At 65.6% G+C, this 14361-nt stretch carries 10 protein-coding genes; 4 read left to right on the top strand and 6 right to left on the bottom strand.

Going from position 1 to position 14361, the window contains the following annotated elements; translation table 11 throughout:
• Positions 1-23: 23 nt before the first annotated feature.
• Together FMZ75_RS05700 and FMZ75_RS05705 are read left to right on the top strand one after the other, a co-directional pair.
• Positions 24-2267, top strand: a complete 2244-nt coding sequence (locus FMZ75_RS05700; RefSeq protein ID WP_166141650.1) for an RNA degradosome polyphosphate kinase — start codon at positions 24-26, stop codon at positions 2265-2267.
• Positions 2268-2343: 76 nt separating this feature from the next.
• Positions 2344-3789, top strand: a complete 1446-nt coding sequence (locus FMZ75_RS05705; RefSeq protein ID WP_370464675.1) for a Ppx/GppA family phosphatase — start codon at positions 2344-2346, stop codon at positions 3787-3789.
• Positions 3790-3806: 17 nt separating this feature from the next.
• Here FMZ75_RS05705 and FMZ75_RS05710 read toward each other — a convergent pair whose 3' ends face one another.
• Positions 3807-4211: a hypothetical protein gene (locus FMZ75_RS05710; RefSeq protein WP_166141652.1), complete on the bottom strand. Its 405-nt coding sequence runs from the start codon at positions 4209-4211 to the stop codon at positions 3807-3809.
• 398 nt (positions 4212-4609) lie between these two features.
• Positions 4610-5782 (bottom strand): ribonuclease D, encoded by a 1173-nt coding sequence (gene rnd / locus FMZ75_RS05715; protein ID WP_166141653.1) that lies wholly within the window; start codon positions 5780-5782, stop codon positions 4610-4612.
• A 265-nt stretch (positions 5783-6047) separates the two neighbouring features.
• Between rnd and FMZ75_RS05720 the strand changes: the two genes are divergently transcribed.
• Positions 6048-7037, top strand: a complete 990-nt coding sequence (locus FMZ75_RS05720; protein WP_166141654.1) for a lipopolysaccharide assembly protein LapB — start codon at positions 6048-6050, stop codon at positions 7035-7037.
• 9 nt (positions 7038-7046) lie between these two features.
• Here FMZ75_RS05720 and FMZ75_RS05725 read toward each other — a convergent pair whose 3' ends face one another.
• The 4 genes from FMZ75_RS05725 to FMZ75_RS05740 form a co-directional block, all read right to left on the bottom strand.
• Positions 7047-7655: a DUF1826 domain-containing protein gene (locus FMZ75_RS05725; protein WP_166141655.1), complete on the bottom strand. Its 609-nt coding sequence runs from the start codon at positions 7653-7655 to the stop codon at positions 7047-7049.
• Positions 7645-8871: a zinc metallochaperone GTPase ZigA gene (gene zigA / locus FMZ75_RS05730; RefSeq protein ID WP_166141656.1), complete on the bottom strand. Its 1227-nt coding sequence runs from the start codon at positions 8869-8871 to the stop codon at positions 7645-7647. The genes FMZ75_RS05725 and zigA overlap by 11 nt, the downstream gene beginning before the upstream one ends.
• A 169-nt stretch (positions 8872-9040) precedes the next feature.
• Complete coding sequence (locus tag FMZ75_RS05735; protein WP_166141657.1) at positions 9041-9958, bottom strand: restriction endonuclease; 918 nt, start codon at positions 9956-9958, stop codon at positions 9041-9043.
• 199 nt (positions 9959-10157) lie between these two features.
• On the bottom strand, positions 10158-10664 hold the full coding sequence (locus tag FMZ75_RS05740; protein ID WP_166141658.1) for a peroxiredoxin: 507 nt from the start codon (positions 10662-10664) through the stop codon (positions 10158-10160).
• Between the two features lie 139 nt (positions 10665-10803).
• Between FMZ75_RS05740 and FMZ75_RS05745 the strand changes: the two genes are divergently transcribed.
• Entirely contained in the window at positions 10804-14355 is a 3552-nt protein-coding gene (locus FMZ75_RS05745; protein WP_370464676.1) for an AsmA-like C-terminal region-containing protein, read from the top strand.
• Positions 14356-14361 lie beyond the last annotated feature (6 nt).

Here is a 14361-nt window from a genome sequence, read left to right on the forward strand (position 1 = left end):
GGCGGGCGAGAGGTGGGAAAAGCATGACGAAGCATATTCAGGACAATCTCGAGGCCGAGCGGACCGGAGCCGACATTCCCGTCATGGACCAGCCGGGCGAGCTTCTGGAGCATCCCGAAGAGCTCGCCGCTCTGCCGCAGCGCTTCATCAACCGCGAATTGTCCTGGCTCGAGTTCAACCGCCGCGTTCTCGAGGAGGCGTCCAACCGCAATCATCCGCTGCTGGAGCAGCTGCGCTTCCTCTCCATCTCCGCCAATAATCTCGACGAATTCTTCATGGTGCGCGTCGCCGGCCTGCGCGGTCAGGTGCGCACCGGCGTCGCCACTCTTTCGCAGGACGGGCTGACTCCGGCCGAGCAGCTGGTGAAGATCAACGAGCGCGTGGCGCTGCTCACCACGGCGCAGACGCGGCGCTGGCGCGAATTGCGCCGCGAGATCGAGGATGTCGGCATCGTCATCGTGGAGCCGGGGCATCTCTCCAAGGGCGACCGCGAATGGCTCGACGATCATTTCCTCTCGCGCGTCTTCCCGGTGCTGACGCCGCTCGCCATCGACCCGGCGCATCCTTTCCCCTTCATCCCCAATCTCGGCTTCACTCTGGCGCTGGAGCTGGTGCGTCCGGGCGACCGCAAGACGCTTCACGCTCTGGTGCGCCTGCCGCCCAAGATCGAGCGCTTCGTGCGCCTGCCGAGCGCGCAAGGAACGGGACCTGGGACGGGGCAGGGGCGTGAGCGCTTCATGCTGCTCGAGACCTTGATCGCCATCAATGCGCAGAAGCTCTTCCCCGGCTATCAGCTCAAGGGGCAGGGGATTTTCCGCCTCATTCGCGACAGCGACCTCGAGGTGGAGGAGGAGGCGGAGGATCTCGTGCGCCTGTTCGAGACGGCGCTCAAGCGTCGCCGCCGCGGCTCGGTCATTCGCCTCGAGGTCGCCTCGGACATGCCGGAGGCGCTGCGCGCGCTGGTCGCCGAGGAGCTCGACGTCGGCGAGGACGAGACTTTCGTGGTCGATGGGATGCTGGCGCTGAACGATCTTTCCGAAGTGGTCGGGCTCGATCGGCCCGATCTCAAGTTCAAGCCCTATACGCCGCGCTTCCCCGAGCGCGTGCGCGATAATGGCGGCGATTGTTTTCTCGCCATCAAGCAGAAGGACCTCGCGGTCCATCACCCGTACGAATCCTTCGATGTCGTCGTGCAATTCCTGCAGCAGGCGGCGCGCGATCCCAATGTGGTCGCGATCAAGCAGACGCTCTATCGCACCTCCTCCAACAGCCCCATCGTCCGCGCTCTGGTGGAGGCGGCGGAGGCCGGCAAATCGGTGACGGCGCTGGTCGAGCTGAAGGCGCGCTTCGACGAGGAGGCCAATATCCGCTGGGCGCGCGATCTCGAGCGCGCCGGCGCGCAGGTCGTGTTCGGCTTCATCGAGCTGAAGACGCATGGCAAGCTGTCGATGGTGGTGCGCCGCGAGGGCGGAAGCATCGTCACCTATTGCCATGTCGGCACCGGCAATTATCATCCGGTGACGGCGCGCATTTATACCGACATCTCGCTCTTCACCGCCGATCCGGCGATCGGCCGCGACGTCTCGCGCATCTTCAATTTCATCACCGGCTATGCGGAGCCCGCCGGGCTCGAGCGCATGGCGGTGTCGCCCATCTCGCTCAAGACCAGGCTGCTCGAGCATATCGAGCAGGAGATCGGCTTCGCCAAGGCCGGCAAGCCGGCGGCGATCTGGGGAAAATGCAACGCCCTCGTCGATCCCGAGATCATCGACGCGCTCTATCACGCCTCGCAGGCGGGCGTGTCGATCGAATTCGTCGTGCGCGGCATATGCTGCCTGCGGCCGGGAGTGCCGGGCCTTTCCGACAATATCCGCGTCAAATCGATCGTCGGGCGCTTCCTCGAGCACGCCCGCGTCTATTGCTTCGGCGGCGGCCACGCGCTGCCGCACGCCAAGGCCCATGTCTATATCTCGTCGGCCGATCTGATGCCGCGCAACCTCGACCGCCGCGTCGAGGTGCTGATGCCCATCACCAATCCGACCGTGCATCAGCAAATTCTCGATCAGATCATGCTGGCCAATCTCATCGACAATGAACAGAGCTATCGAGTCTTGCCGGACGGCTCGTCCTTACGCATAACTCCCCCGGAGGGCGAAGAGCGGTTCAACGCCCATAAATACTTCATGACCAACCCGAGTCTCTCTGGCCGTGGCAAGTCTCTCAAGGAATGGCGTCCGCGATCGCTCCTCAAGCCGCGCGAGGAGTGACGCGGTCGAGACCGAGGCCGGGGCGCTCTCGCGAGCGCCGCGGCCTGTCGCGATCGTCGACATCGGCTCCAATTCGGTGCGCCTCGTCGCCTATGTCGGGCTGCACCGGGCGCTGACGCCGATATTCAACGAAAAGGCCATGTGCGGTCTCGGACGCGGCGTCGTCACGACGGGCCGCCTGCCGGAGGACGCGATTCGCAAGGCGTTGCAGGCGCTGCGGCGTTTTCGCGCTCTCTGCGAGATCATGGAGATCGACGACATAGAGGTGATCGCGACCGCGGCGGCTCGCGACGCCGTCAATGGCGCCGCCTTTCTCACTGCGGCGAGCGAGGCGATCGGCCGCGAGATTTCGCTGCTGTCGGGCCGCCGCGAGGCCGAGCTTTCGGCGCTCGGCGTGATCTCCGCCATTCACGAGCCCGACGGCGTCGTCGGCGATCTCGGCGGCGGCTCGCTCGAGCTCATCGATCTGCATGGCGGCGAAATGGGCGAGGGGGTCACGCTGCCGCTCGGCGGCCTCGCGCTGATGGACGCCGCCAGCCGCTCCACCCGTCAGGCCGCGCGAATCGCCCGTAAGGCGATCGAGGACGCGCTGCCGTTGCAACGGCTCAAGGGCCGCGCCTTCTACGCCGTCGGCGGCACATGGCGCGCGCTGGCGCGCCTGCACATGCGCCAGCGCAATTATCCTCTCGATATGATGCATAACTACCGCATCCCGACCAGCGATGCGGCGGAATTCGCCAGCCTGCTCGAGCGCGTCGACAGCGAGGCGCTGGCCGATATCGCCGCGGTCTCGACGGCGCGCCGTCCGCTGCTGGCCTATGGCGCGATCGTGCTCGACGAGGTGATTCGCAAGGCGCGGCCCAAGGAGATCGTCATCTCCGCGGCCGGCGTGCGCGAGGGCCTGCTCTATGAGCGCCTCACGCCGGCCGAGCGCGCCGCCGATCCGTTGGTCGCCGCCGCGCGCGAGCTCGAGCGCGCCATGGCCCGCGCGCCCGGCTATGGAGATGATCTCATCGCCTGGACCGACGCGCTCTTTTCCTCTTCATGCCTACAGGAGACGGAGGAGGAGGCGCGGCTGCGCCACGCCGCCTGTTTTCTCTCGGATGTCAGCTGGCGCGCCCATCCGGACTATCGCGCCAATCAGGCGATGAATGTGATCGCCAATTCCGCCTTCGTGGCCGTCGATCATCCGGGCCGCGCCTTTCTGGCGCTGGTGGCGGTGCTGCGTCATGCAGGCCCCGACAGCGAGGGCGCTCTGCCGGTGCGCGGCCTGATGTCGCCGCGCCTGCTGGAGCGCGCCCGCGTGCTCTCGGCGGCGCTGCGCGTCGGCTATCTGCTGAGCGCTGCCATGCCCGGCGTCTTGCCGCTCACGCCGCTCGTCGCGAGCGACGGGAGGCTGGTTCTCTCTCTGCCGAGGGAATTCGCCGATCTCGCGAGCGAGCGGCTGGCCAGCCGTTCCAAGGCGCTCGGCCGTCTCATCGGAGCCGAGGCGGTGATAGAGGCGACCGCCTCCGTCGGCTGACGGAGGCGGCGCTCGTTTCAATAGGCGGCGCGCGGCGCGACACGCTCGCTCGACGTCACCGTCACGGCGCCGGCGTCGTCCGAGCAGGCGAAGCGCAGCGTCTTGGCGACGGCAGTGTCGAGATTGGCGGAGGAGCCGCTGGAGATCGGCACGATGAAGCGTGTCGTCGCGGTGGCCGGCGTCGCCTCCTCGAGCGTGGGCGCGTCGAAGACGATCACCGTCAGCCGGCAGGCGCCGCCGCCGCCGACGAAATAGCTCAACACATGCTTCCGACCCGCGTCGAAGCTGGCCGCAGCGAGCGGCTTCAGCGTCACCGGCGCAGCGACCGGCCCATAAGGCTCGGCGTGCAGGGCCACGCCCGCCGTGAGGCTCAGCACAGCGGCGAGGGCCAGAGCGAAGATGCGTTTGCCTGCAGTCATCATGGTCTTGTCCTTCCTCATACGGCGCTGGGGAGCGCCCCTCTGCGACCTGCGCGTCCTCGAGGCGCCGAAGCCGTCCCGAGTTCACGTTGCGTCGCAACATGAGCGTATGTTGCATCGCAATAGCAGAATTTCAAGGCGCGGTTTGTCGCAGGGGCGTCTCTATAGAACTATTCGATTCTGCAATGAATTCAGATCGAAAGGCGGGTTGTGCGTCGCAAAATAGAGCGGGGGAGCCTATGCCGATCAGGTGGTCATAGCGCTACCCATACCCATACTAGAGGATGGGTCATAGAATGGGTGAATGAGCGGGATTATATCCTACCCATACGTCAGTCGGATTGAAGGGAACGGAAAGAGCGAGCCTGAAGGCTCGCCTCGCAGATCTCGCGTGGAGGGGCTCAGCGTCCGGCGGACTCGTCCAGCTCTTGCCAGTCTAGCGTGACGACCTTGCCCTTTTCGACCGCCAGAGCCAGCCTTCCGGCTTTCAGCTGCAGCGCTTTCTCGCCGAAAATCGCCCGCCGCCAGCCGGAGAGGGCGGGCACATCCGCCCCATCGTCGGCGGCGATGGCCTCGAGGTCCTCTACGGTGGCGATCATTTTGGTGGCGACGCCCGTCTCTTCGGCGACCTGCCGCAGCAGAACCTTGAGCAGCTCGACCGTGGCTCCGCTGGAGCTGCCGCGCTTCTCCCGCTCTATGCGCGGCAATGTGGCGGGATCGCGCGCCAGCGCTCTCTCCACGGCGGCGACGATATCCGCGCCGGAGCGCGAGCGCTCGAGCCCGCGCGGGAAGGCGCGCAGATTGCCGAGCGCCTCCTGCGTGCGCGGGGCGGCGAGGGCGATCTCGATCAGCATATCGTCCTTGAGCACGCGCGAGCGCGGCACGTCACGGCCCTGCGCCTCGCTCTCGCGCCAAGCGGCGAGCTCCATCAGCACGGCGAGGTCGCGCGGCTTGCGCACGCGATGGCGCAGGCGCTCCCAAGCGTTCTCCGGGCTCTGCTCATAGGTCTCGGGCGTGGTCAAGGTGCGCATTTCGTCGGCGAGCCAGTCGAGCCGGTTGGACCGCTCCAGCCGCGCGCGCAAATGCGTGTAGATCTGCCGCAAATGGGTGACGTCGGCGATGGCGTAATCGATCTGCGCCGTCGACAAAGGCCGCTTCGACCAATCGGTGAAACGTGAGGATTTGTCGAGGCTCTCTTTGGAGATGGCCTTCACCAGCTCGACATAGGAGACCTGATCGCCGAAACCGCAGACCATCGCGGCGACCTGCGTGTCGAACAAGGGCGCGGGAATCAGCCGCGCGAGCCGCCAGACGATTTCGAGATCCTGGCGGGCCGCGTGGAACACCTTGACCACGCTCTCATTGGCCATCAGCTCGAAAAAGGGCGTGAGGTCCAGGCCCTCGGACAGAGTGTCGACGGCGAAGGCCTCCTCGGGCGAGGCCAGCTGAATGACGCAGACCTTGGGCCAGAAAGTCGTTTCCCTCAAAAACTCCGTATCGACGGTGACGAAGGGATGACGGGAGAGACGGGCGCAGGCGGCGGCGAGATCTTCGGTAGAGGTCAAGAGGCTCATCGACATCCAGTCTTAGAGTAATTTTTTGTGGTTCAGAAGTGTCTCAATGCATGTTTTCGACCGTTTTTCTGGCTCGGGGGGCGATCGGAGCTGCGCCTTAGCCGCACTGCAAGGCCAAAAATCGCGGCGGCCGCGCGTCTCGAAGTCGTCGGCGCCGCCGTTCGCGTCGCTGCGGTTCCGGCGCGGGCTCGGTTTTTTCCCATTGCCCTCGAAGCGTCGAAATGAAATCATAGCGGAATACTCGACAATAGGAGCCCCTGGCCACATGGCGCCTCTCGCTTTCGCCTCGACGCCGTTTCATCTTGCGGCCCGCTTCGCTCTCGCGGCGGCGCTGTTCGTCTTTTCCAACGCGGCATACGCCAAGGGCGACGCTTGGGCCGGCTGCCGCGCCGCCGATCCCGACAAGCGCATCGAGGGCTGTAGCGAGGTGATCGCCCGCGGCGACAAGGAGATAAAGCCGAACCGCGTGGCTGCTCACGTCAATCGCGGCGGCGCTTATCACGCCAAGGGCGATTATGAGCGCGCGCTCGCCGATTATGACAAGGCGCTGGAGATCGATCCCAATTCGGCGGCGGCTCTGGCCGATCGCGCCGCCGCCTATCGCGCCAAGGGCGATTTCGACCATGCTCTCGCCGATTACGACAATCTCGTCGCCTCACAGCCGAAATCTCCGGCCGCCTATCTCGGCCGTGGCGGCGCCTATCAGAGTAGAGGCGATCTCGACAAGGCCATCGTCGAATACGATAAGGCGCTGGAGCTGGACAAGAAATCCGCCGCCGCGCTGAGCAATCGCGGTCGCGCCTGGCGCGCCAAGGGCGATCTCGACCGCGCGCTCGCCGATTTCGACGCGGCTTTAAAGCTCGAGCCCAAATCCGCGCAGGCCTATCTCAATCGCGCCGCGCTCTATCAGGCGAAGGGCGATCTCGACCATGCGCTGGCCGATTACGACAGAGCGATCGAGCAGGACGGCAAGCTCGCCATCGCCTATAATAATCGCGGGCTGACTTTGCACGCCAAGGGCGATTTCGACCGCGCCGTCGCCGATTTCAGCAAGGCCGTCGGGCTCGACCCCAAATATGCGCGCGCCTATCTCAACCGCGCCAACGCCTATCGCGGCAAGCGCGATCCCGAACACGCCAAGCCAGATCTCGAGCAGGCGCTAGCGCTCGACCCCAATCTCGCCGCGGCGAAGAAAGGGCTCGACGAGGTGACGAAACAGCTCGCCGGCCGCGCCGCGGCTGCGCCGGCGCAATAGCGCGCGCCGTCAGGAGGACTTCGAGGGCGCCTCGTCTATGGCGAGAAAGAGCCGATCGACGCCGGTCCCGGCGATCGGCGGAGATCGATGCGGCAGAGCGGGGAGCTCGGCGCTCGCCGCCTTTTCGCCCCGCATCAGCGCGACCCAGCCGCGCTCGAGCCGGCGTATTGGCTCCTCCGCGAGCGGATCGGCCTGCGGGCTCCGCGCGATCCATTGCGTGCCCGGCCCGCGATAGGTGGTGACGAGGCGAAAGCGCACGAAATCGACGTGGAACAGCCGGCAGGCGTTGTCCTCGATCGTCTCCAGCCGGACCCGCAACTCGCCCGCCCGCGTCGCCTCGCGATAGAGGCGCGCGAGGCGCATCGCATCGTTCACCAGCCATTCGGCGAGCCAATCCGGCGCGACGCCAGCGTCGGCGAGAGCCTCGGCGATGGCGTGTGGCAGGGTCTCCTCGGCGCCGGCGACGCGCAATCGCACAGGCCGCGCGAGCGTCATCCTATCGAGCGCCTCGGCGATCCTCGGCTCCAGCTCGCGCGGCAATAGACAGATCGAGCGACGCTGCATCAGCTGGCGAAAGGAGCGCCGCGACGGCGGGGCGGCGGCTTCGTCACATAGCATCGGCGCTCTCCCAAGCGGGGAAGGGATCGACGAGCGAGCGATAGGCGGAGGCGTCGAAGCGCTTCGGCTTTTGCGGCCCGACGAGGCAGGCGTCGAGCGCAGCGCGAATCGCGGCCTCGTCCATGCCGATGCCGATGAAGACGAGCTCCTGCCGGCGATCGCCCCAGACCTCGTCCCAATTACGCTCGAAATGGCGCTTCCAATCGGGAAGGTCGGGCCAATGCTGCTTCGGCACGGCGATCCACCAATAGCCCATGGCGGTCACGCGGGCGATCGCGCCGGCGATCGAGAATTCGCCGACCCATTTCGGCCGGGTGGCGAGCCAGAAATGCCCCTTGGCGCGCACCAGTCCGGGCCAGGTCGCATTGATGAAAGCGTTGAATTTTTCCGGGTGGAAGGGACGCCGCGCCCGATAGACGAAGCTTTCTATTCCATATTGCTCCGACTCCGGCACATGCTCTTCCGGGCTGTAGAGCGCCTTGTGCCATAGCGGATGGCGCTGCGCCTTCTCTTCGTCGAAGAGGCCGGTGTCGAGAATGGCGTCCATCGGCGCCGCGCCGAAGTCGGTCTCGACGATGCGCGCGTCGGCGTTCAGCGACTTCACCACTTTGCGCACCAGCGCCAGCCGCTCCTCCGACACCGCCGAAGCCTTATTGAGGACGATGACGTCGGCGAATTCGATCTGCTCGACGAGGAGATCGACGAGGGTGCGGTCGTCGTCCTCGCCGGCGACTTCGCCGCGGTCGCGCAGAAAGTCGTTCGAGCCATAGTCCTGCAGCAGGCTGGCGGCGTCGACGACTGTGACCATGGTGTCGAGCCGCGCGAGATCCGAGAGGCTGTCGCCATTCTCATCGCGAAAGGAGAAGGTGCTGGCCACCGGCAGCGGCTCGGCGATGCCCGTGCTCTCGATCAGCAGATAATCGAAGCGGCCGTCCTCGCCGAGGCGCCGCACTTCCGCGAGCAGATCGTCGCGCAAGGTGCAGCAGATGCAGCCATTGGTCATTTCGACGAGCTTCTCGTCGGTGCGCGACAGCTCCGCGCCGCCGTCGCGGATGAGGTCGGCGTCGATATTCACCTCGCTCATATCATTCACGATGACGGCGACGCGCCGGCCCTCGCGATTATTGAGCACATGATTGAGCAGCGTCGTCTTTCCGGCGCCGAGAAAGCCGGAGAGGACGGTGACGGGGAGGCGAGGGTCGGGGGTCTGGGCCATGGCGCGCCATATGTTATGTTATAACGTATATCGGCGTAGCCGAGCGGGATGGCGGCGTCAAGCGGAGGCGAGGGTAGACGCGGCGGATCGAACTCCCGTGGACCGAGGAGGAGCCGTGATCGCTGTGGCCTTAAAAAGATGGCGGTTTACCTGCTCGACCGCAGGCCGATCATTCAAAATAGTCTTCGTCTACCTTCTTGATTTCGAGCGTCTCTTCTACTCGGCACCCGACATTGTATCGGATCATCAGCTTCGTGAGCTGGTCCCCGTCGATCAATACGATGCGCTTGCTGAGAAATTGGGCCGTTTCTATAGCCGAAGCCGAAAAACGCGAGGTCGTCACGAACAGGCCTTTGGTCGCCTTGTGCCGATCGAGGCTTCCGAAGAAATCTCGGATCGCTCCCGAGCCGACATTATTGCCCTCGGCATAGCGTTTGGCTTGTATGTAAACGCGATCCAGCCCGAGCGCGTCTTGATCGATCACGCCGTCTACGCCGTCATCGCCACTGCGACCAAGAGCGCGTCCAGCGTCGGCGACGGAGCCGCCGAAACCCATCCCGAGGAGCAGATTGACGAGCAGCCGCTCGAAAAACTCGGGTGACGCGCCGCGAACACGATCGAGCAGATCGCGTCTCAGGCTCGCATCGATTTCACGATGCGCCTCGCGCATGATCTCATCGGGCGTCTGCGATCGAAATTCGATCGGAGACAGAGCGACGGGAGCAGCCTCGGCGTCTTCTTGCTGTGAGCCTTTGACGAAATCCCGGAACTCCTCGAACCGGTTCAAAAACACGTTGTCGATACGTCCCGGGTTTGATTGCAGGGCTCTCTTTCCACGATCTGTGATTGTGAAATGCCCGCGCCGGGTGATCTCGACCAAGCCAGCTTTGTTCAGATAGGTTTTCGCCCAATGCACGCGATTGGCGAAAAGGGTCTGCCTGCCGGATGGCAGCAGTTGCGCCCGCTCCTCCGCCGTCAGGGCGAGGCTTTCCGCCACGCGCTCCACGACGTCGCCGATACGAGCTTCGCCCAGCGAAGCGGCTGAAAGGACCGGGAGCATCAATGATTGATAATCGGGAATAGCCATTTTCGAAGCGTAACAATGGGACGCGAGCCGCACAACGCCATTTGGCTGCGCTTGCGCAAATCGCCCATCGTCGATCGAGGATCGAGAAAACTGGTCAAAACCAGCTCCTCGCGCCGGCGACCCTTAAAAATGGGCGTCTCAGGAAGAGTGCAGGTTTAGACGAGCGCAGGTTCAATAGAGCCGCCTCGGGCGAGGGGCTCTACTTCCCCTTCGCCGCCGCCAGCACCTCGGCCGCATGGCCCGGCACTTTCACCTTGCGCCAGATTTTCTCGATCTTCCCGTCCGGGCCGATCAGAAAGGTCGAGCGCTCCACGCCCATATATTTGCGGCCGTACATGCTCTTCTCCACCCACACCCCATAGGCGGAGAGCATTTCCTTGCTCTCGTCGGAGGCGAGCGGGAATGTCAGCTCATATTTGGCGCGGAACTTGTCGTGCTTGGCCGGCGAATCCGGCGAGACGCCGACCAGCGCAGTCTTCACTTTGGCGAAATCCGCTTTCAAAGCGTTGAATTCGATCGCTTCCTTGGTGCAGCCGGAGGTGTCGTCCTTGGGGTAGAAATAGAGCGCCAGCTTCTTGCCGGAAAAGCCGGAAAGAGAGAGCGTCTCGCCGCCGGCGCCGGGCAGCTCGAAAGAGGGGGCGGCGTCGCCTTCGCGCAAGCCTGTGGATTTCTTCGCTTCGGTCACTGCGCCTTCCTTTCGTCTCATCCGCCGTTACAATCGGCAGGATGCAGAGGATGGCGCGCTCCGCAAGAGATTCTGGTAGAAATCCCCAGTTGCGCGCCATTCGAGTTGTGATCTTCTCGACGACGTGCAGATTCGGCGCCGGCGCGCGCGGACCCGCGCGGTGCAACCGAAGGGCTGGCGTTTGACGCAGAGGATAGACGAGAGCCCGGCGGTCGAAACGCGGGCCTCGCGCATTTTATTGGGGTTTTTCCCGCGCGGCTGCACCGCGATCCGGCTGCGCGGCTTTTGCGCGCTGCGTTGTCTTTCCGTCATGGCGGTGTCGACGCTGCTCGTCGTCGTGGTCGCCGTCGGCGCTTTTTTCGCCGCGCTCGCTCGCGGCCCCATCGCCTCCGACTGGCTCGCGCCCAAGATCGTCGAGGCGCTCGACGATCTCTATTCGCATCGCTATCAATTCGGGCTGAGCTCGGTGGCGATCGCCAGCACCGATCACGGCCTCACTTTCACGGTCAACGGCCTCGCCGTGAAGGACGGCGAACGCACGGTTCTCGCCGCGCCGCGCGCGCAATTGTCGGTCGACCCGCGATCGCTGCTCATCGGCCGCCTGACGCCGCGCCGGCTCGACGTGCTGGACCTCGAGCTGCGGCTGGAGGTGCTTCCCAACGGCGTGGTGGCGATCTCGGCGCCCGGCGCCGATCCCGTCGCCATTCCGCTGGACGCGCCGCCTCCGCAATCGGAGCCGACCGCCGAGCCGCAGGCGGCGTCCGCCGCGGCCGCGCCCGTCCCCTCGCTGCGGCAGGCCGCCGGCGCTCTGCGCGCGGTGATGAATTTCATCGTCGATCCAGAGAGCCCCGTCGCCGCCATTGACAAAATCGGCGTCTCCAACGCCCGTCTCGTCATCGACGATCGCACGCTGGACAAGACCATCGTCTATGACGATCTGGCGCTGAGCTTCGACAGGATCGTCGGCGCGCGGCGATTGCGTCTCGGCGCGACCGGCCCTTCCGGCCATGTCGGCGCCGAAGTGGAAGCCAAGGGCGCGATGGGCGAGCGGCGCTCGCTCGACGCGCGGCTGCGCGGCCTCTCCATGGAGGAGGTCGCGCTCGCCGCCGGCGCCCGCACGCTGCCCTTCGACACTGACGCGCCCTTGTCGCTCGATCTGCATTTCGCGCTCGCCGGCGACGGCCGCGTCGTCGAAGCGAGCGGGAAATTCTCCGTCGGCGAGGGCTTTTTCCGGCTCGAAGAGCCGGACGCCGAGCCTTTCATGCTCCAGGAACTGTCCATCTCCGGCCGCTGGGACATGGAGCGCCGGCTGCTCGCCATAGAGCCGGTCGAGATCCGCACCGGCGTCGCGCGGCTGACCTTCAAAGGCGCGCTGACGCCGCCGGCGGAAGGGGCGGGGATCGTCGCGCTTTCTTTCGATCTCGTGCGGCCGGGCGTCTTTCTGCCGGAGCGTCATGGCGAGGCGCCGCTGGCGATCGAGAGCGCCGGCCTCACCGCGACGCTCGATCTCGTCGCCAAGAAATACAAGGTCGAGCGCGTCTTCCTCGATGGCCCCGAAGTGCACGCCACGGCCTCTGCGGAGGTCGATGGCGCGCAGCCGGATGGAACGCATCTCAAATATGCGATCCGCGCGACGCAGACGCCGATCCGCTCGGTGCTGCGCATCTGGCCGACGCAGGTCGCCGCGCCGACGCGCATGTGGATGGACGAGCATATCGCGGCCGGCGTGATGCGCAGCGGAACGCTCACCGCCGATCTCGACCAGCAGGCGATGATCGCCGGGCGCTACGAACGGCCGCCGCCGGATGCGGCGCTGCGCGGCGATTTCGATCTCGACAATGCGACGCTCGTCGACGCCGTTCCGGGCCTGTGGCCGATCAACGGGATGAACGGCCATATCGCGCTCACCGGCCGCACAGTGTCTTTCGTCGCCTCCTCCGGCGTGATGGAGAGCGCGCCGGGCCGCAAGCTCGCCATCACGGAAGGCGTCTTCCGCGCTCCCTCGCTCGGCCCCGATCCTGCGCCCGCCTGGATCGAATTGAAGCTCGTCGGCGGCGTCGAAGCGGTCGCCGACATACTTTCCCTGAAGAGCGTCGCCCCGGCCGCCAGCCTGCCGATGGACGCCAATCAGCTCAAAGGCCAGATCGAAGGCAAATTGCGCATCGATTTCGAGCTCGGGCTGTCGGCGAAAGAAGAGCATACGCGCATCACGGTCGACGCGGAGACGACCAATCTCTCCATGGAGCGCTTCATCGGCAAGGAGCGGCTGGAGAACGCGGCTCTGCGGCTGATCTCGGATCGCGAGGGGCTGCGCGTCACCGGCGCGGGCCGCGTGTTCGGCGCGCCGGTGACGCTCGATCTGCGCCGCGCCGCCGGCGAAAAGGGACAGGCGCAGGCGCAATTGTCGCTGTCGCTCGACGACGCCGCGCGCCAACGCGCCGGCTATGGGTTCAACGGCGTTTCCGGCGTCGTCGGCGTGCAGGTGCAGACCAAGCTGCCGATCGAAGATTCCGAATCGCAATTCGAGATCGATTTCTCCAAAGCCGCGCTCGATCACCCTCTACCCGGTGTGACCAAAGCGACCGGCAAGCCCGGGCGCGCCAGCTTCACTCTGGTGAAGCGGCCGGACGGCTCGGCGCTCGAGCAATTGCAGGCGGAGGCGGGGCCGCAGCAATTTTCCGGCGTCGTCGAGCTCGCTCGCGACGGAGCGCTGCGCTCGGCCAAGCTCGCCCAGGCGAAGCTCTCGCCCGGCGACGATATGCGTCTCGAGGCGACGCGCAGCGGCGAGGGGCTGAAGCTCGTCGTGCGCGGCGCCAATATCGATGCGCGGCCGCTGCTGCGTTACCTCACCCAGCCTTCGACCGAGCCGGCCGCCGCCGCGGCCGCGGGCAAGCCGCCCACGAGCGACGACTTCGATCTCGATCTCAAATCGCCGATCGTCACCGGACACGGCAAGCAGATCCTCTCGAATGTCGATCTTCGCTTCGAGCGGCGCGGTGGCAAGCCGCGGCAATTGTCGCTGACCGGCAATTTCGGCCGCGAGCCTTTCGCCGCAATGCTGACGCGCCATCCGAGCGGCGCGCCGCAGATCGATCTCTCGACCAGCGACGGCGGCGCCTTTCTATCCTTCCTCGATCTCTATCATCGCATGGAGAGCGGCGCGCTGTCGGCGACCCTATTGCTCAATCCGGGCCGTTCCGACGGCACGATGCGCATTCAGGATTTCTATCTGCAGAACGAGCCGGCCATTCGCCAGCTCGTCATGCAGGGCGCAGCACGCGTCGACGATAAGGGCGCCGCGCATTTCGACCCGGATTCGGTGAAATTCGCGCGCGTGCAAGCGGCCTTTACCTGGGCGAACGGGCGGCTCAATCTGCGCGATGCGGTGATGTCGGGAACCGACATCGGCCTCACGGTGGACGGCTATATCGACATGGCGCGCGACCGCATCGACGTGTCGGGATCTTTCGTGCCGGCCTATGGGCTCAATAATCTCGTGTCGAATATTCCGGTCATCGGCCTGATGCTCGCCGGCGGCCAGCACGAGGGCGTCTTCGCGGTGAGCTTTCGCGTCAGCGGCGCTTTCAGCGCGCCGGTGCTGACCGTCAATCCGCTGTCGGTGATCGCGCCGGGCCTCTTGCGCAAGGTCTTCGGCGTCATCGACGGAACCGGCACGGGCCGGCTGCCCGAGAGCGCGCCGGCGCCGCGCTGAACGAGT

The organism is Methylosinus sp. RM1, from assembly GCF_011378635.1.
Taxonomy (GTDB): domain Bacteria; phylum Pseudomonadota; class Alphaproteobacteria; order Rhizobiales; family Beijerinckiaceae; genus Methylosinus; species Methylosinus sporium.